Source organism: Streptomyces sp. NPDC096311 (assembly GCF_044763085.1).
Taxonomy (GTDB): Bacteria; Actinomycetota; Actinomycetes; order Streptomycetales; family Streptomycetaceae; genus Streptomyces.
Window position 1 is genome coordinate 402,270 of the sequence record NZ_JBIWFN010000006.1, and the last position, 17,399, is coordinate 419,668.

The following is a 17,399-nucleotide window of genomic DNA, read 5'->3' on the forward strand; positions in this document are numbered from 1 at the left end:
TCACCCGTCCGAGGGACCGTGAGCCAACGGTAGGCGTGCAATGCTCGGGGAACGGCCCGTTTCTGTCACCATCTACACACTCTGTGTGACCAGACTCGGGCTCACCCCCCGAAAACTTCATGAAGGGAACCGGACATGGGTCCCCATCCTGCGGTCGCGGCGATACGCCTGGCGGTCCGCCGCGTACTTCACGACGTCCTCACCGACCACACCCGTCCCCCAGGCGAGTCCTCCCCGCTCGTCCTCGTCGCCTGCTCCGGCGGCGCCGACTCCATGGCGCTCGCCTCGGCTCTCGCCTTCGAAGCCCCCAAACTCGGCATCCGCGCCGGTGGCATCACCGTGGACCACGGTCTGCAGCCCGGCTCCGATCTGCGCGCCGACGACGTCGTCTCCCGCCTCGTCGAGCTCGGCATGACCCCCGTCGAGTCCCTCGCCGTCACCGTGGGCCGCGACGGCGGCCCCGAGGCCGCCGCCCGCGACGCCCGGTACGCCGCCCTGGACGCCGCCGCCGAGCGCCACGGCGCCTTTGCCGTCCTGCTCGGCCACACCCGTGACGACCAGGCCGAGACGGTTCTGCTGGGCCTCGCCCGCGGCTCCGGCATCCGCTCCCTGTCCGGCATGGCCGCGGTCTCGGGGGCCGGCGGCCGTTACCGCCGACCGTTCCTGCACCTGGACCGGCAGACCGCCCGCAAGGCCTGCATGGTCCAGTCGTTGCCCGTCTGGGACGACCCGCACAACGCCGACCCGGCCTACACCCGCTCCCGGCTGCGCCACGAGGGCCTGCCCGCCCTGGAGAAGGCGCTCGGCAAGGGAGTCGTCGAGGCCCTCGCCAGGACGGCACAGCTGTCCCGTGACGACGCCGACGCCCTCGACGCCTGGGCCCGCCAGGCCGAGGCCTCCGTACGCGACACGGCGGGCCTCCTGGAGTGCGCGAAGCTCTACGCCCTGCCGCCCGCCGTACGCCGCCGTATCCTGCGTCGCGCCGCCATCGAGGCGGGCGCCCCGGCCGGTTCGCTGTTCGCCCGCCACATCGAAGAAGTCGACCGGCTGATCACCGGCTGGCGCGGTCAGGGAGCCATCAATCTCCCGGGCAAAGTCGTCGCTCAGCGACAGGGTGGCAGACTGGTGATTCGGCAAGGCTGAAACCGGACCCTCCATCGGGACCGCTCACGCGGCTCTCCGGGACCCCTGACTCGGGTCGCGGGCGGTCCGGGTGGCCGAGCGAGTGAGCCGAAGGGGAGCGACATCGGCGCCCCGTAGGTGAACGAGCCCGAGAAAAGTGGGACGGACGACCGAAAGTGATGCGGGTGGACGCGAAAGACATGGGCACCGACCTCAAGTCGGTGCTCATCACCAAGGAAGAGATCGACGCCAAGCTGGCTGAGCTGGCTGCGAAGATCGACGCGGAGTACGTGGGCAAGGACCTGCTGATCGTCGGTGTCCTCAAGGGCGCCGTCATGGTCATGGCGGACCTCGCGCGTGCGCTGTCCACCCCCGTCACGATGGACTGGATGGCGGTGTCGTCGTACGGCGCGGGTACCCAGTCCTCGGGTGTGGTGCGGATCCTCAAGGACCTCGACACCGACATCAAGGGCAAGCACGTCCTGATCGTCGAGGACATCATCGACTCCGGGCTGACCCTGTCCTGGCTGATCTCCAACCTCGGCTCCCGCGAGCCGGCCTCCCTCAAGGTGTGCACGCTGCTGCGCAAGCCGGAGGCGGCCAAGGTCGCGATCGATGTGGAGTGGGTCGGCTTCGACATCCCGAACGAGTTCGTGATCGGCTACGGCCTCGACTACGCGGAGAAGTACCGCAACCTCCCGTTCGTCGGTACGCTCGCGCCTCACGTCTACGGCGGCTGAACCTCCGGGTCCCAGTCCTCGTAAGACGATCGGGAACCCCAGCGGGTTTCGCGCCGTTGGAGCATGCGTGGGAGGGATTCCCAGTCGTCCCCTGCAGCTTCGGGTGACAATGCTGGGGTACCGTCCGAAGAACAGTCTTTATAAGTCTTTATCAAACTCACTATGGCAGGAGGGACGGGGCGGCACCGCTCCGTATGGATGGACGTGAAGCGATACTTCCGTGGGCCGGTCATGTGGATCGTGCTGGCCGTCCTTGCCGTGGTCGTGTTGATGCAGGTCGTCGGCTCGTCCGGCGGCTACAAGACAGTGGACACCGGCCAGGTCGTCCAGGCGATCAATGACAACAAGGTCCAAGAGGCCAAGCTGACCACTGGTGACGAGCAGGTCATCAAGGTGCAGCTCAAGGATGGCCAGAAGGTCTCCGGCAGCTCCAAGATCCAGGCGAGCTACATCGGTGACCAGGGCGTCAACCTCGCCAACACACTCCAGGACAAGTTCCAGAACAAGCAGATTCCGGACGGCTACACGGTCTCGCCGTCCAAGCAGAACCCGTTCCTCGGCATCCTGCTGTCTCTGCTTCCCTTCGTCCTCATCGTCGTCGTCTTCCTGTTCCTGATGAACCAGATGCAGGGCGGCGGCTCCCGGGTCATGAACTTCGGGAAGTCCAAGGCGAAGCTCATCACCAAGGACACCCCGAAGACGACGTTCTCGGACGTCGCGGGCTCGGACGAGGCGGTCGAGGAGCTCCAGGAGATCAAGGAGTTCCTCCAGGAGCCGGCGAAGTTCCAGGCCGTCGGGGCGAAGATCCCCAAGGGTGTGCTCCTGTACGGGCCTCCTGGAACCGGTAAGACGCTGCTCGCACGCGCTGTCGCGGGCGAGGCGGGCGTTCCCTTCTACTCGATCTCGGGTTCCGACTTCGTCGAGATGTTCGTCGGTGTCGGTGCCTCCCGAGTCCGTGACCTGTTCGAGCAGGCCAAGGCGAACGCTCCGGCGATCGTCTTCGTCGACGAGATCGACGCGGTCGGCCGCCACCGCGGCGCCGGCCTCGGCGGTGGTCACGACGAGCGCGAGCAGACGCTGAACCAGCTGCTCGTCGAGATGGACGGCTTCGACGTGAAGGGCGGTGTGATTCTCATCGCCGCCACGAACCGGCCCGACATCCTCGACCCGGCGCTGCTGCGTCCCGGCCGCTTCGACCGCCAGATCGCGGTCGACCGCCCGGACATGCAGGGCCGTCTGGAGATCCTCAAGGTTCACCAGAAGGGCAAGCCGGTCGCGCAGGACGTCGACCTCTCGGCCGTCGCCCGTCGCACCCCCGGCTTCACGGGTGCCGATCTCGCCAACGTACTGAACGAGGCCGCGCTTCTGACGGCCCGCAGCGACATGAAGCTGATCGACAACTCCATGCTGGACGAGGCGATCGACCGCGTGGTCGCGGGCCCGCAGAAGCGGACCCGGATCATGTCGGACAAGGAGAAGAAGATCACCGCGTACCACGAGGGCGGCCACGCCCTGGTCGCGGCGGCGTCTCCGAACTCCGACCCGGTCCACAAGATCACGATCCTGTCGCGTGGCCGTGCTCTCGGCTACACGATGGTCCTGCCGGACGAGGACAAGTACTCCACGACGCGCAACGAGATGCTGGACCAGCTGGCCTACATGCTGGGCGGCCGCGCGGCCGAGGAGCTCGTCTTCCACGACCCCACCACGGGCGCTGCGAACGACATCGAGAAGGCCACCGCAACGGCCCGCGCGATGGTCACGCAGTACGGCATGACCGAGCGGCTGGGCGCGATCAAGTTCGGCGGCGACAACACCGAGCCCTTCCTGGGCCGGGAGATGTCGCACCCGCGTGACTACTCGGAAGAGGTTGCCGCGCTCGTCGACGAAGAGGTCAAGAAGCTCATCGAGAACGCGCACAACGAGGCCTGGGAGATCCTGGTCGAGAACCGCGACGTTCTGGACGCGCTCGTGCTCCAGCTGCTGGAGAAGGAGACGCTGAGCAAGGAGCAGATCGCCGAGGTCTTCGCTCCGATCCACAAGCGCCCGGCCCGCCCCGCGTGGACCGGCTCTTCCCGGCGCACCCCGTCCACCCGCCCGCCGGTGCTCTCCCCCAAGGAGCTGTCGCTGACGAACGGGGCGAACGGATCGACGCCGGCCATCGCCAATGTGACGGAGTCCGTCCCGGCGAAGGAAGTGGCTCCGGAGGACCGCTCCGAGAGCTGAACCGGCTCCCGGTGGCCCCACCAGGCCCGGAATGGATGCCGCGCCCCCCAGGTTCTAGCCTGGGGGGCGCGGCATTTTGGCACGACCGCAGGTTTTGGACGCGTCGACCAGCACGCGCAAGATCCACAGGAACGAGGACCACATGACCGACCCCGTGACGCTGGACGGCGAAGGTGTGATCGGCGAGTTCGACGAGAAGCGCGCGGAGAACGCGGTACGAGAGCTCCTCATCGCGGTCGGCGAGGACCCGGACCGCGAGGGACTGCGCGAGACGCCCGGGCGGGTCGCCAGGGCGTACAGGGAGATATTCGCGGGGCTGTGGCAGAAGCCCGAGGACGTGCTGACGACCACCTTCGACCTCGGACACGACGAGATGGTGCTCGTGAAGGACATCGAGGTCCTCAGCAGCTGTGAGCACCACCTGGTGCCGTTCGTCGGCGTGGCCCATGTCGGCTACATCCCGTCCATGGACGGCAAGATCACGGGCCTGTCGAAGCTGGCCCGGCTCGTGGACGTCTACGCCCGGCGGCCACAGGTGCAGGAACGTCTCACCACGCAGATCGCCGACTCCCTGATGGAGATCCTGGAGCCGCGCGGGGTGATCGTCGTCGTGGAGTGCGAGCACATGTGCATGTCGATGCGCGGGGTGCGCAAGCCCGGCGCGAAGACCATCACCTCGGCCGTGCGCGGCCAGCTGCGCGATCCCGCCACCCGCAACGAGGCGATGAGCCTGATCATGGCGCGTTAGCGCCCTGGCCCGGACGCCCCGCTGCGCGCCCCGTCCGTCAGGCGACGGGGGCCGCGCCGCCGTGTTCGTTGTCGTCGTCCTCCGGGAGCTTGCAGACGCGCTCCAGGAAGAAGGCGGCCGCTATCACGGCGATGCCGGCGAGGACCGAGAAACCGGCGTAGATGGCCTGGTCGCGACGGGCGGGGATGTCCAGGGACTCGAGCAGGAACGCGCCCGTACCGCCGTACATGCCCGACACCAGGGCGGCGACCAGGGCGCTCGCCTGGCCGAAGACGACCGCGCGGGCCGCCATCAGGGGGTCGACGCCCTTGGCGCCGGGGCGGCGTTCACGTTGGGCCTTGAGGCGGGCGCGCAGCGAGAGCGCCGTGGACAGCAGGACGACGGCGATCAGGGCCAGGACGATGGGGGCGGCCAGCGGGACCCGTGGGAGGGTCCCCACCGCGCTCCACAGGCGCGCGCCCGCCCAGGACAGCACACCGGCCACCACGAACACGGCTGCCAGCGTCCTGATGCGCAGCTGTTTCACGTTGTTGTCCCTTTGCCCCTCTTGTAAGTCCGTCTTGGTCGTCCTGACCTTAACGACTACTCGGGCAGCCGGAGTTCCAGGTCGGGCCGGGGCAGGACACCTTCCCGGGTGACGGCGGTGAGCAGGTGGTCCACGGGGCCGCGGCCGGGCAGCTGGGCCTCGGGCTCCACGTCGTGCCAGGGGGCCAGCACGAAGGCCCTTTCGTGGGCGCGCGGGTGAGGGAGGGTCAGGACCGGGTCGCCGGAGACGACATCGGCGTACGCCACGATGTCCACGTCGATCGTGCGCGGGCCCCAGCGCCCGTCCCGTACGCGGTGGAAGGCCTCCTCGATCGCGTGTGCCCGCTCCAGGAGCGAGGACGGCGGGAGGGTGGTCTTGAGGACCACGACCGCGTTGAAATACGTCGGCTGGCTGCCCGGTTCGACGCCCCAGGGTTCGGTCTCATAGACGGGGGAGACCGCCTTGACGCGGACGCCAGGGGTGTCCTCCAGGGCGTCGATGGCGCCCTGGAGGGTCTCCAGGCGGTTGCCCAGGTTCGAGCCGAGGGAGAGCACCGCCCGTTTCGGGTTCTGCAGGGTCGTGTCGGCGGCGTCCACCCGCTCGACCACGGAGGCGGGCACCGGCTGTACGGTCGGGTCGCTCTGACCCTCGGTGAAGTAGGCGGTCATACTCGGCTCCGGGTGATCGTGACGGTCACGTCGTCGAAGGGGACCGTGATCGGCGCGTCCGGTTTGTGCACGCAGACCTCGACCTCCTGGACCCCGTCGTGCTTCAGGCAGGTCTGGGCGATGCGCTCGGCGAGGGTCTCGATGAGGTTGACGGGCTCGCCCTCGACGACGGTCACGACCTCCTCCGCCACGATGCCGTAGTGCACGGTCTTCGACAGGTCGTCCTCGGCCGCGGCCGGCCGGGTGTCCAGGCCCAGTGTCAGGTCCACGATGAAGGTCTGGCCTTCCTCGCGTTCCTTCCGGAAGACACCGTGGTGCCCGCGGGCCTTGAGGCCGCGCAGCGCGACACGATCCACGCGAATCACTCCTGCAATCGTCGGTAGCGGCCGATGTCCACCGAGTGCGGTCGGCGCACCGGCCTCAAACGAATCTACCTGCGGGCACTGACAGAGCTCGCCCACGGGGACACGCGCCCACATGATGGGCACGAGGCTTCATCGGGCGTTTCCCCTGGGGAACACGGCGGCTCACGGGTTGGTAGCCGCCCCTACCCAGCGGTTCGTGATTCCAACCACTCCTTGGTGCTGGTGGACCGCCTGCCCACCCGACCGGGGGTGTCCAGGGGCTCAGCCGGGGGTGTCCTCGTCCTCCTCCTCGTCCGATTCGGCGAGTACGGGTGAGGCGTGGTGTGACCAGAGCTTCCAGCCGTCGGCCGTGCGGCGGAACACGTTCGTGGCGACGACCAGCTGGCCGACGAGCGGGCCGAGCTCGTCGCTGTCGTCGGGGGCGGGGCCGCCGCTGAGGATGTTCTCGGTGCAGGTCACCAGTGCGGTGTCGCCCGTGACGGAGACGTGCACGTCCGTGAGAAAGAACTGGATGTACTCCGTGTTCGCCATGATCAGCGCGTACGAGCGCAGGACCTCACCGCGGCCGTTGAGGACCGGCCAGCCGGGGTGGACGCAGGAGATCACCGCGCCGTCGCCCTCGATGTCGTCGTCGGCGGTGTCCAGGGGAGCCAGCCACAGTGATGACAGTTCTTCGAAGTCGCCCCGCTCGAGTGCCTCGTAGAAGGCGGTGTTGGCGCGTTCGACCTGCTCGATGTCGGTGCGGGGTGCGCTCACTGGGCTCCCTCTACGGCCCGGGCGACTCGTACGGCGTCGGCGGTGGCCCGTACCTCGTGGACCCGGACCGCCCAGGCACCCTGGTGGGCGGCGAGCGCGGAGACGGCGGCGGTGGCGGCGTCCCGCTCGCGGGCCGGCGGCGGGGCGCCCTCAGGGCCCGCCAGTACGCGGCCCAGGAACCGCTTGCGGGAGGCGGCGACGAGCAGGGGGTGGCCGAGTTTGCTCAGCCGGTCGAGGTGGGCGAGCAGTGACAGGTCGTGCTCGGAGTCCTTGGAGAAGCCGAGGCCCGGGTCGACGACGATGCGGTCGGGGGCGATGCCGCCCGCCAGAACGGCCTCCACACGTGCGTGCAGCTCGTCGACGACTTCGGAGACGACGTCCGCGTACGTCCCCCTCACGTTGCCGCCCTCGAGGAAGCCGCGCCAGTGCATGACCACGAAGGGTGCGTCGGCCGCGGCGACGGCGGGGATCATCGCCGGGTCGGCGAGCCCGCCGCTCACGTCGTTGACGAGGGCGGCGCCCGCGGCGAGCGACTGCTCGGCGACGGATGCGCGCATGGTGTCGACGGAGACGGTGACGCCCTCGGAGGCGAGGCCGCGGACGACCGGGATGACGCGCTTGAGCTCTTCCGCCTCGTCGACACGGGTCGCGCCGGGGCGGGTGGACTCGCCGCCGACGTCCACCAGGTCGGCGCCCTCGGTGACCAGGTGGAGGCCGTGTTTGACGGCGGCCGTCGTGTCGAACCAGCGGCCGCCGTCGGAGAAGGAATCGGGGGTCACGTTGACGACCCCCATGACCGCGCAGCGGTCCCAGGTCGGCAGTCCCGCGACGTGGCCGCGGCGGCGCTCGGAGTTCATACGTCCAGCCTAGGCCTCCGGCGGGGGGCCGAATCGTCTGCGGGTTGGCTCCGACGGGGGTCTTTTGGCCGCTTCGCGGCGGGCCTCGGCCCGAGCGAGGGTCCCCAGGGCTGGGGTAGGGGCCCTCGCTCGGGCCTGTTCAGGGGGACTACGCCGCCCTGACCCCGCGTTCCGCCACGCCGTGGGCGCACGGACGCGGAGCCGGTGTGCGGCGGCGCAGCAGGCTCGGGAGGGCCAGGTTCACGAAGCCCTCGGCCTGCATGGCGGCGATGCCGATGCGCGGGAGGTCGCGGGAGGAGCGGTAGACGACGAAGCGGGGCTCCCAGCGGGGGCGGAACTTCGCGTTGAACTTGTACAGGGACTCGATCTGGAACCAGCGCGAGAGGAAGACGAGCAGGCCACGCCAGGCCCGCAGTACCGGCCCCGCGCCGATCTTCTCGCCGCGTGCCAGCGCCGAGCGGAACATCGCGAAGTTGAGCGAGATCCGCTTGATGTCCAGACGCGGGGACGCCTCGAGCGCCGCCACGATGAGGAGCTCGTTCATGCCGGGGTCGGCCGCGCGGTCGCGGCGCATGAGGTCGAGGGAGACACCGTCCGTGCCCCAGGGGACGAAGTGCAGGACGGCCTTCAGGTCGCCGTACGGGCCGAGCGCGTCGTCCGCCTTGTGGGCGGTGGCGATCAGGCAGTCGCCGTCGGACGGGTCGCCGATGCGGCCGAGCGCCATGGAGAAGCCGCGTTCGGTGTCCGTGCCGCGCCAGGCCTCCGCCGCCCGTCGTATCCGCTCCAGCTCGCCCTCGCTGAGGTCACGGATGCGCCGCACCCGGGTCTCGTAGCCAGCCCGTTCGATGCGCTTCACCATTTGACGCACGTTGCGCATCGCGCGTCCGGACAGGGAGAAATCCGCGACGTCCACCACCGCCTCGTCGCCCAGTTCGAGGGCGTCGAGACCGGTCTCGCGGGTCCACACCTCGCCGCCCGTCTCCGAGCAGCCCATGACGGCCGGGGTCCAGGAGTGGGCCTTGGCCTCGTCCATGAAGCGCTCGATGGCGCCGGGCCAGGCCTCGACGTCGCCGATGGGGTCGCCGCTGGCGAGCATCACGCCGGAGACGACGCGGTAGGTGACGGCCGCCTTGCCGCTGGGGGAGAAGACGACGGCCTTGTCGCGGCGGAGCGCGAAGTGGCCGAGCGAGTCACGACCGCCGTGCTTGTCCAGCAGGGCCCGCAGCCGGGTCTCGTCGTCCTCCGTGAGGCGGGCGGCGGGGTGTTCGGGCCGGAAGGCCAGATAGATCGTGGTGACGGCGGTCAGCCAGCCGAGCGCGCCGAGCGAGAAAGCGACCGTCCAGGACGTGGATCCGGCGTAGTCGACGGGGCCTTCGAAGCCGACCAGGCCGTACAGGACGTGCGTGATGCGGTCGGCCAGGCTCGGGTCGCCGACCATCCGGTTCTGGTGGGCGCTGACGATGACCAGTCCGAGGGCGAGGGAACCGGCGCCCATGAGGACGAAGTTGGCGAGCGCGCGCCAGCGGCTGCGGGGATCGGGCAGGGCGGCGAACTCGCTCCGGTGGCGCAGCAGTGGTGCGAGCAGCGCGAGGGAGATGACGACGCCGATGATCGAATGGCGGTACGCGAACTGGGCGACGGCACCCGCTGGCAGCAGGGCCACGGCGGCCCGCCACGCTCGGCGCTTGCGGCGCCGCAGCCCATGAGCGAGCAGGAGCAGGAGTACGCCCGCGCTGAGCGACAGCGCGGCGGCGAAGGGGCCGAACGAGCCGGGCAGCACCTCGGCCAGGGCGTGCATACGGCTGCGCCGGAAGCGGGGGAAGACCCCCGCGGCGATGTCCAGGACCCCTACGAGTGTGCAGGCCCTGGCGACGAGGGCGGGAACGGCATCTGGGCGTGGACCACGGAGTATGCGTCGCGTCCTGCCCGTTCGCTCTGGAACCTCGCCCGACATTTCCCCATCTATCCTGACAGACATCGCATCCCGTAGTTCTGCGAGAGACCTTGAATCCGGCGCCATTCCGGCATCCGGCGACATTGCGCCCTCTAGGACGGTGTCTTGGGGGGTCAGGTTCACTCCCCAGCGGAAAGCCGGTTCAAAAGGCAAGGAAAGTCCAGGGCAAGGCCTCGCGAAGCAGCAGGGCGGCCAGGGGCGGAAAGCGCAGGCAGGGCAGCTCATGGGTCTCACGAGCAACAAGGTGCTGGTGTTGGCGGTTCTGTTCGCCGTGCTGCTGTTCGTCGGCACGGTGTGGTGGTGGCCGCGGCTGGCGCGGCAGAACTGGCGGGCCGTCAGCGGACGGATCGGGCTGCTTCTGGTCACGCAGGTGGCGATCTTCGCTTCGATCGGCCTGTTCGCCAACCAGGCGTTCGGGTTCTACGCGAGCTGGGCGGACCTCTTCGGTCAGGAGAACGGCCAGGGTGTGGTCGTCGACCACGGCGGCCGGGGCGGCTCCGGCGGCGGGCCTCTCCAAGTGGTCGGCACCCAGCCGGTGAGCGTGTCGGGCGGGACCCGGCCGCAGATCGGCGGCCAGATCCAGAAGGTCGACATCGTCGGCCGTACGACGCACATCGCCACGCCCGCGTTCGTCTACCTTCCCCCCGAGTACTTCCAGTCGCGCTACCGCACGCGCACTTTCCCGGCGGTCACGATCCTCACCGGCTACCCGGGCACCGCCGCGGCGCTCATCAAGGGCCTGCACTATCCGCAGACGGCCCACGAGTTGTCCAAGAACGGGCAGATGCAGCCGATGATCCTCGTCATGATGAGGCCGACGGTCGCGCCGCCGCGGGACACGGAGTGTGTGGACATCCCGGGTGGTCCGCAGACCGAGAAGTTCTTCGCCAAGGACCTCCCCGATGCCGTGTCGGCTCACTACAGGGTGGGCAAGAAGCCCGGAAGCTGGGGCATCGTCGGTGACTCCACGGGTGGTTACTGCGCGCTGAAGCTGGCCCTTCACCACCCCGAGGCGTACGCCGCCGGGGCGGGACTGTCGCCGTACTACAAGGCGCCGATCGACCCCACGACGGGCGACCTCTTCCACGGGAACAAGGAGCTGCGCAACAGCGCGGACCTGCGCTGGTTCATGCAGCACAAGCCCGCCCCCGACACATCGCTGCTGGTCACCAGTAGCAAGGTGGGCGAGCACAACTACAAGGAGACCCTCAAGTTCATCAGCCTCGTGCAGTCCAAGCACCGCACCCGGATCGCGTCGATCATCCTCGACAGCGGCGGCCACAACTTCAACACGTGGCGGCGGGAGATCCCGCCGACGCTTCAGTGGCTCAGCGGGCGGCTGAGCGACCGCTGAGCGTCGTCCCCGAATACGTGGCGGCGCACCTGTGATCCGCGCCGAGCCTCCTGGAATTCATGGAGTCCCTCAGATCTCTGGAATCACGCGAACTCAAGGGAATTGATCAACAAGGAGCCGCTTTGCGGGGCAAGCGGGAGCCCTTGTGGGACAAGGAGTTGCCCCTATAGGCGGCTGAGGCGGTGTGAAGCCTCTGGGGTAGCCGTGTTTTTACCGGGCGGGGCTCCAAGATTCGCCTACGCGCGGTAAGTTTCTGGCCATGCCACGTGGACGTCACCGCCATTCCCCACCTCTGCACCGGCTGCTGCCTCCTTCGGCGATCGCAGGCGTCTCGCTCGTCTGCGCCGTGGGGCCCTGGCTGTTCACGGAACCAACGGTGCTCCGCGCCTTGGCCGCGGCCGCCGCGGTGACGGCCGTCGGGGGCGGCATCGTCATGCGCCGCTGGGACACGGCGGCGGGCAAGCGCGTCGCGGACCTCACGCGCGCGCGGGCGAGTGACGAGTGGCGTCACGAGGAGCGCGTCGCCGAGCTCGAGACCGACCTCGACGAGTCGCGCGAGCTGCGCACCAAGCTCGAGCACAAGCTGCGCGCGAAGCGGGCGGAGCTGGCGGGCCTGCGCAACGAACACGCCGCACTGCTTCGGCGGTACGCCACGGCGGAGACCGAGCGGGCGAGCGCCCTGGAAGGTCGCCGGCTGCTCGAGATAGAGACGGTGGCCCCCGCTCGCGCGCTGACCGCCGCGACGGAGACCGTGGACGCCGTGGACTCGGCGGAGCCGGAGGCTCCCGAGGGCGTGGCTGCCACGGACGAGGACATGAACGAGGGCGCGGGCGAAGGCACGGACGAGGACGCGGGCGAAGGCACGGACGAGGACGCGGACGAGGGCACCGGCGACGGTGTCACCGCCGACGACGTGACCACCGTAGAGGCGGAGGACGCCGCCGAGGAGCCGACGGACGCGACCGCGTCTCCCCAGGTCTTCTCCCCGGCCGGGTCGTCGCTCTTCCTGCGCGCCGATGCCGCGTTGAGCCGGATCACGCACGGCGACGCGGCGATCGACGTCTCCGACGCGGACACCGAACCGGGCACCGACCCGGACACCGATCCGGACGACGACGTGAAGCCCGGCGCCGAAGCCGAAGTCGACACAGAAGCCGATTCCGAAGCCGAGGTCGAGGTCGAGGTCGAAACCGCGCCACCCTCGGATTCCGATGCCGATGCCGACGCCTCCGGTTCCGACGAGCGCGAGCCCGCCGAGGCCGAAGGGGAGTCCGCCAAAGGAGAGTCCGACAAAGGGGAACCCCCGACGGACGGTCCTCCGAAGGGCAAGCGCCCCCTGACCGACGCCAAGACGGCGGCGTTGCCCGTCCCCGCCGCACGCGCGGTGTCCGCCCCGGCGGAGCCGGCCGCCCCGGCGGCCCATCCCGTGCAGCCTGCGAAGCCCGCCCGTGCCGCCGGACACTTCACCGTGCCGACCGCGGTGGCCGTCGCCCCGGCCGCGCCCGTGCGGCGCCCCTCGGTCGAGGGCGGGTTCGACTTCTTCGGTACGCAGAAGGGGGCGTCCTCGGCCGCCATGGACGCCATGCAGAACGAGGACCTCGCGGACGTGGTCGGACAGGAGGCGCTCGCCCTGCACAAGGCCGAGGCCGAGTCCGGTTTCAAGCCCGTCGACGAGGAGTCCCGCGGTGTCGGCCAGGTCATCGACCTGACCGCGCACGACGAGACCGAGCACATCGACCTGACGGAGCTGCGGACCGCGGCTTCCTGAGGCGCCTGTACGTGGGCACGTGGCTCACGCGGATGAGGGCAGTGGCTCGGCCACTGCCCTCTCGTCGTCTCACGCCATCCAGCGGTCCGGCCGGGCCTCGCGCCGCCCCGTCCGTGACCGGTCTGCCTGTGCCTGAAGAAGCTCCGCGGCCTCCGCGGCGTCCCGCAGCCGCGCCGTCACCGTATGGTTCGCCCCCGTGTCCACATGGACGTCGGCGACGCCCCTGAAGCGCTCCCAGGGCCCCTGGGTCAGCCGGACGCTCTGCACCTTCGCGTGCGGCACGAGCGACAGGCGGCGGCGCAGCAGTCCGTGACGCGCAGCGAAGACGGTGTCGGTGACGGCGAGCCCGTACCCCCGCCACCACAGCGGCACGCACCACCAGGCCCGGCGCGGCGGCCGGGACAGGGCGGACGGCACCGTCACCCCGGGCAGCACCCTCGCGATCACCGACTCGGCGACCTCGCGCGGAGCGACGGGCACCAGGACGGAGTTCGAGGACCCCGCCACGTCGAGTTCCACCCGTACCCAGCCGCGTCGCCGCCACAGCAGCGGCTCGACGATCCGTACGGTCTGCACGCGTCCGGGCGGCACCGTCTCGTGCGTACGGTCGAGGAGGCCGTGGTCGATGCGGAGCCCGTCCGGCGACTCGCCCACCGTCCAGTCGTACTCGCCGACGAACCGCCCCACGCTGCTCGCGCCCGCGGCGCCGAGCAGCGGCACCCCGGTGGCGAGGACCGTCCACACACTGTGGGTGGCGAACCACAGGAACGGGGGCACGACGAGCGCGGCGGCCAGGGAACCCCAGGTGGCGCCGGTGAGGACGAGGGAGACGGCGAGGAAGCCCGCCGGCACGTGCAGCAGCTGCCGTACCGGCGCCTCGCCGACCTCGTGAGCCGTCTCGGGGGCGAAACCGGCGGCGCGGGCGAGGAGCTCGGCGCGCAGGGCGCGGGCCTCGTCCTCGCCGAGGTAGGCGAGTTCGTCCTTCTTGTCCGTTCCTATGACGTCGAGTTTGAGCTTGGTGACGCCCGCGACGCGGGCCAGCAGCGGCTGGGTGACGTCGACGGCCTGCAGCCGGTCGAGCCGGATGTGCGCGGTGCGCCGGAACAACAGGCCGGTACGGATGCGCAGTTCGGTCTCGGTCACCGCGAAGTGCGTGAACCACCAGCTCAGAAAGCCGTAGAGGGCGGCCGCCGGGACGATGACGGCGAGCCCGATGAGCAGCGCCGTCGTCGTCAGCCTGGTCAGCTGCTCCTGCGCCTGGTTGGGGTCGTGCACGGCCCAACCGGCGACCACGGCGACCGGCGCCCAGGCGCGCCGGAACGGTGTCACCGGGTGCAGCCGCCGCTCGACCAGCGGCTTCTGCTCCCGTATCTCGTCCTTGGCGTCGGGCGCCGGCGTGTTCACAGCCCCGCCGATCGGGCCTCGCCCAGCTCGGTCAGCCGGTCGCGCAGCCGCTCGGCCTCGGTCGGGTCCAGGCCCGGGATGCACGCGTCCGTCGCGGCGGCCGCCGTGTGCAGCTGCACGCTCGCCAGCCCGAAGTGCCGCTCCACGGGCCCGGAGGTCACCTCGACCAGCTGCATCCGCCCGTACGGCACCACGGTCTCCTCGCGGAACAGCACACCGCGGCTGATCAGCAGGTCGTCCGCGCGCTCGGCGTACCGCCAGGAGCGCCAGTTGCGCCCCAGCATTCCCCAGCCCCACACCAGCAGGGTGAACGGCAGCAGCGCGAAGGCCGCCCAGACGGCGCCCGCGAACACCGCGAGAAGCACCCCCAGGACGATCGTCAGCAGGCCCAGCCACACCACCAGCAGCAGCCGGCGCATCCGCAGCAGTCCCGGCGGCAGCCCGGTCCAGACCGGCTCGGCCGCCGTGCTTCCCACGGTGTTTCCCGCGGTCTCCGCGCTCCCCGTATCCATGCCGCAAGGGTACGTACGACAGACTGTCCCCATGACTCCTACGACGGAGACCATGGTCGGTATCGGCGGCGCCGCGGAGAGCACCGACATGGTGCTCAACATCGGGCCCCAGCACCCGTCCACGCACGGGGTGCTGCGGCTGAAGCTGGTCCTGGACGGTGAGCGGATCCAGCACGCGGAGCCGGTGATCGGCTATATGCACCGCGGCGCGGAGAAACTCTTCGAGGCGCGCGACTACCGCCAGATCGTCATGCTCGCCAACCGTCACGACTGGCTCTCCGCCTTCTCGAACGAGCTGGGCGTGGTCCTCGCCGTGGAGCGGATGCTCGGCATGGAGGTCCCCGAGCGCGCGGTGTGGATGCGGACCCTCCTCGCGGAGCTCAACCGGGTCCTGAACCACTTGATGTTCCTGGGCTCGTACCCCCTGGAGCTGGGCGGGATCACCCCGATCTTCTACGCCTTCACGGAGCGCGAGGAACTCCAGCACGTCATGGAGGAGATCTCCGGCGGGCGCATGCACTACATGTTCAACCGCGTCGGCGGTCTCAAGGAGGACCTCCCGGCCGGCTGGACCACCCGCGCGCGCGGCGCCGTCACGGCCCTGCGCTCGCGGATGGGCGTGTACGACGACCTGGTGCTCGGCAACGAGATCTTCCGGGGGCGTACGCGGGGCGTGGGCACCCTCGCGCCGGAGACCGTGCACGCCTACGGAGTGAGCGGGCCGATCGCGCGCGCCTCGGGCGTCGACTTCGACCTGCGCCGGGACGAGCCGTACCTCGCCTACGGGGAGCTCCAGGACACCCTGAAGGTCGTCACCCGCCAGGAGGGTGACTGCCTGGCCCGCTTCGAGTGCCTCCTGGGGCAGACGCACAACGCGCTCGACCTCGCGGACGCCTGTCTCGACCGGCTCGCGGACCTTCCGCCCGGGCCGATCAACCAGCGCCTCCCGAAGGTCCTGAAGGCGCCCGAGGGACACACCTACGCCTGGACCGAGAACCCCCTCGGGATCAACGGCTACTACCTGGTCAGCAAGGGCGAGAAGACCCCGTACCGGCTGAAACTGCGCTCGGCCTCGTTCAACAACATCCAGGCCCTGGTGGAGCTGCTGCCCGGGACGCTGGTCGCGGACATGGTGGCGATCCTGGGGTCACTGTTCTTCGTGGTCGGCGACATCGACAAGTAGACCGTCGGCCGGTGGATCGTCGGCAAGGAGGCCGCCGATCATTGGGTTGGGAATTCCAACCGGCTGGAGCAGCCAGCCGAAGTCGCCCAGGCCGCCGGTCGCGGTGAGTTCGGCGGCTTCCCCCGCGCCCGCCAGAGCGTGTACGTAGGCGGTGGGGTCCGTGGCGGCGAGTGAGAGCGCCGGCCGGGCGCCGCTCACGCCGAGCGCGCGCAGGGCCGCCCGCTGGGTCATCACGCGCCCTCCGGGCAGCGCGCACGCGTCCAGTGCCACATGCGCCGTGATGTCGCACGAACCGTTCGGCACGGGCGTCGTCTCCCTGCCCTCGCGGAAGCCGGTGAGTGTCCCGAAAGGCGGTCGCGCGGCGGCGAAGTGCGCGTAGTCGACGGCGACGGCGAGGCCCCGGTCCAGGGAGGCGACCGCACCGGCCCAAGCGGTGTCCCTAGGGAGACCGATCTCGGCGCGGGCCCCCTCGAAGGGCACCTCATCGGAAGGCACCTCTGCGGAGGGCGCCCCTGGGAAAGGCATCACTTCGGAGGCCAGTGGCCACCACCTCCGCAGCCACTGCGCCTCCGCCCCGGCCACGGGCTCACCCAGGCGCTCGGCCCCGTCGTCGTCCCGTACGAGTACCAGCCGGGGTACGCCCGTCGCGTCCACCTCCGCCACCTCCACCGGCACGTTGTCCAGCCACTCGTTGGCGAACAGCAGCCCGGTGATCCCCTTCGGGGGCCGGGCGAGCCACTCGATCCGGTGATCGAGAACAGCGGGGCGGTCGGCGCGTTCGACGGCGTACCCGCGCGCGCGGGAGGCCACTTCGGCGGGGAGCGCGGCGAGGACACCGGTCACCAGCTCACCGCGGCCCGCCGCCATGTCGACGAAGGCGAGCTCGGCAGGGCGGCCGAGGGCCTCGTCGACCCGGCACAGCAGCCGGGCCACGGCCGCGGCGAACAGCGGGGACGCGTGCACCGACGTGCGGAAGTGGCCGACCGGCCCCTCGGGCCCGCGATAGAAGCCGGAGGGCCCGTACAGGGCCTCCTCCGTCGCCTCGCGCCAACCTCGCCACTCACCCGTCCCCGCACGCCTCACCGAACCAGCCTAGGCCCCCCTGAAAGACGGGGCCCTAGCCGTCTCGGGCGGGGGAGCATCCACCTTGGGGAGTACGAGCGCCCCTTGCGGATCGACCCTCCGGTTGACCCCTGCACACTGCATGCTTCCCTAC

Annotated in this window: 16 protein-coding genes; 7 read left to right on the top strand and 9 right to left on the bottom strand. The window is 70.3% G+C overall.

The window, feature by feature from the left end:
• The first annotated feature begins 135 nt into the window (after positions 1–135).
• From tilS to folE, 4 genes are all read left to right on the top strand, one after another.
• A complete protein-coding gene (gene tilS, locus ACIRA5_RS18445) occupies positions 136–1,143 on the top strand; it encodes a tRNA lysidine(34) synthetase TilS (protein WP_403691845.1) in 1,008 nt (335 codons plus the stop codon).
• A gap of 158 nt (positions 1,144–1,301) precedes the next feature.
• Positions 1,302–1,862, top strand: coding sequence for a hypoxanthine phosphoribosyltransferase (hpt, locus tag ACIRA5_RS18450; protein ID WP_054237479.1), 561 nt, complete (start codon positions 1,302–1,304; stop codon positions 1,860–1,862).
• Between the two features lie 198 nt (positions 1,863–2,060).
• Positions 2,061–4,088: an ATP-dependent zinc metalloprotease FtsH gene (gene ftsH, locus ACIRA5_RS18455; RefSeq protein ID WP_393023593.1), complete on the top strand. Its 2,028-nt coding sequence runs from the start codon at positions 2,061–2,063 to the stop codon at positions 4,086–4,088.
• Between the two features lie 142 nt (positions 4,089–4,230).
• Positions 4,231–4,836, top strand: coding sequence for a GTP cyclohydrolase I FolE (folE, locus tag ACIRA5_RS18460; protein WP_168494225.1), 606 nt, complete (start codon positions 4,231–4,233; stop codon positions 4,834–4,836).
• 37 nt (positions 4,837–4,873) lie between these two features.
• Here folE and ACIRA5_RS18465 read toward each other — a convergent pair whose 3' ends face one another.
• The 6 genes from ACIRA5_RS18465 to ACIRA5_RS18490 form a co-directional block, all read right to left on the bottom strand.
• Positions 4,874–5,362: a DUF3180 domain-containing protein gene (locus ACIRA5_RS18465; RefSeq protein ID WP_101399891.1), complete on the bottom strand. Its 489-nt coding sequence runs from the start codon at positions 5,360–5,362 to the stop codon at positions 4,874–4,876.
• 56 nt (positions 5,363–5,418) lie between these two features.
• Positions 5,419–6,030, bottom strand: coding sequence for a 2-amino-4-hydroxy-6-hydroxymethyldihydropteridine diphosphokinase (gene folK, locus ACIRA5_RS18470; RefSeq protein ID WP_403691847.1), 612 nt, complete (start codon positions 6,028–6,030; stop codon positions 5,419–5,421).
• Positions 6,027–6,386 carry a dihydroneopterin aldolase gene (folB, locus tag ACIRA5_RS18475; protein ID WP_403691848.1) on the bottom strand — a complete coding sequence of 120 codons (360 nt, stop codon included), beginning with the start codon at positions 6,384–6,386 and terminating at the stop codon, positions 6,027–6,029. Before folB ends, folK begins: the two co-directional genes overlap by 4 nt.
• 270 nt (positions 6,387–6,656) lie before the next feature.
• On the bottom strand, positions 6,657–7,151 hold the full coding sequence (locus ACIRA5_RS18480; protein ID WP_403691850.1) for a nuclear transport factor 2 family protein: 495 nt from the start codon (positions 7,149–7,151) through the stop codon (positions 6,657–6,659).
• Positions 7,148–8,008, bottom strand: a complete 861-nt coding sequence (folP, locus tag ACIRA5_RS18485; protein ID WP_403691851.1) for a dihydropteroate synthase — start codon at positions 8,006–8,008, stop codon at positions 7,148–7,150. The genes ACIRA5_RS18480 and folP overlap by 4 nt, the downstream gene beginning before the upstream one ends.
• 148 nt (positions 8,009–8,156) lie before the next feature.
• Positions 8,157–9,962 carry a phosphatidylglycerol lysyltransferase domain-containing protein gene (locus ACIRA5_RS18490; RefSeq protein WP_403691853.1) on the bottom strand — a complete coding sequence of 602 codons (1,806 nt, stop codon included), beginning with the start codon at positions 9,960–9,962 and terminating at the stop codon, positions 8,157–8,159.
• A gap of 223 nt (positions 9,963–10,185) precedes the next feature.
• Here ACIRA5_RS18490 and ACIRA5_RS18495 point away from each other — a divergent pair, with 223 nt between their 5' ends.
• Positions 10,186–11,316: an alpha/beta hydrolase gene (locus ACIRA5_RS18495; RefSeq protein WP_403691854.1), complete on the top strand. Its 1,131-nt coding sequence runs from the start codon at positions 10,186–10,188 to the stop codon at positions 11,314–11,316.
• Between the two features lie 259 nt (positions 11,317–11,575).
• Complete coding sequence (locus tag ACIRA5_RS18500) at positions 11,576–13,084, top strand: hypothetical protein (RefSeq protein WP_403691855.1); 1,509 nt, start codon at positions 11,576–11,578, stop codon at positions 13,082–13,084.
• 69 nt (positions 13,085–13,153) lie between these two features.
• Here ACIRA5_RS18500 and ACIRA5_RS18505 read toward each other — a convergent pair whose 3' ends face one another.
• Together ACIRA5_RS18505 and ACIRA5_RS18510 are read right to left on the bottom strand one after the other, a co-directional pair.
• Positions 13,154–14,488, bottom strand: a complete 1,335-nt coding sequence (locus ACIRA5_RS18505) for a PH domain-containing protein (protein ID WP_403691856.1) — start codon at positions 14,486–14,488, stop codon at positions 13,154–13,156.
• Entirely contained in the window at positions 14,485–15,000 is a 516-nt protein-coding gene (locus ACIRA5_RS18510) for a PH domain-containing protein (protein WP_403691858.1), read from the bottom strand. Before ACIRA5_RS18510 ends, ACIRA5_RS18505 begins: the two co-directional genes overlap by 4 nt.
• Positions 15,001–15,031: 31 nt before the next feature.
• On the opposite strand from ACIRA5_RS18510, the gene ACIRA5_RS18515 reads away from it, so the two are divergent.
• Complete coding sequence (locus ACIRA5_RS18515; RefSeq protein ID WP_403691860.1) at positions 15,032–16,183, top strand: NADH-quinone oxidoreductase subunit D; 1,152 nt, start codon at positions 15,032–15,034, stop codon at positions 16,181–16,183.
• Here ACIRA5_RS18515 and ACIRA5_RS18520 read toward each other — a convergent pair.
• On the bottom strand, positions 16,148–17,266 hold the full coding sequence (locus tag ACIRA5_RS18520) for an SAM-dependent methyltransferase (RefSeq protein WP_403691861.1): 1,119 nt from the start codon (positions 17,264–17,266) through the stop codon (positions 16,148–16,150). The two genes, ACIRA5_RS18515 and ACIRA5_RS18520, sit on opposite strands and share 36 nt — an antisense overlap.
• Between the last annotated feature and the right edge of the window lie 133 nt (positions 17,267–17,399).

Coding starts and splice junctions, on each gene's coding strand:
- tilS (WP_403691845.1), top strand. CDS start 136: ATGGGTCCCCATCCTGCGGTCGCGGCGATACGCCTGGCGGTCCGCCGC.
- hpt (WP_054237479.1), top strand. CDS start 1,302: ATGCGGGTGGACGCGAAAGACATGGGCACCGACCTCAAGTCGGTGCTC.
- ftsH (WP_393023593.1), top strand. CDS start 2,061: ATGGACGTGAAGCGATACTTCCGTGGGCCGGTCATGTGGATCGTGCTG.
- folE (WP_168494225.1), top strand. CDS start 4,231: ATGACCGACCCCGTGACGCTGGACGGCGAAGGTGTGATCGGCGAGTTC.
- folK (WP_403691847.1), bottom strand. CDS start 6,030: ATGACCGCCTACTTCACCGAGGGTCAGAGCGACCCGACCGTACAGCCG.
- folP (WP_403691851.1), bottom strand. CDS start 8,008: ATGAACTCCGAGCGCCGCCGCGGCCACGTCGCGGGACTGCCGACCTGG.
- ACIRA5_RS18490 (WP_403691853.1), bottom strand. CDS start 9,962: ATGTCGGGCGAGGTTCCAGAGCGAACGGGCAGGACGCGACGCATACTC.
- ACIRA5_RS18495 (WP_403691854.1), top strand. CDS start 10,186: ATGGGTCTCACGAGCAACAAGGTGCTGGTGTTGGCGGTTCTGTTCGCC.
- ACIRA5_RS18500 (WP_403691855.1), top strand. CDS start 11,576: ATGCCACGTGGACGTCACCGCCATTCCCCACCTCTGCACCGGCTGCTG.
- ACIRA5_RS18510 (WP_403691858.1), bottom strand. CDS start 15,000: ATGGATACGGGGAGCGCGGAGACCGCGGGAAACACCGTGGGAAGCACG.
- ACIRA5_RS18515 (WP_403691860.1), top strand. CDS start 15,032: ATGACTCCTACGACGGAGACCATGGTCGGTATCGGCGGCGCCGCGGAG.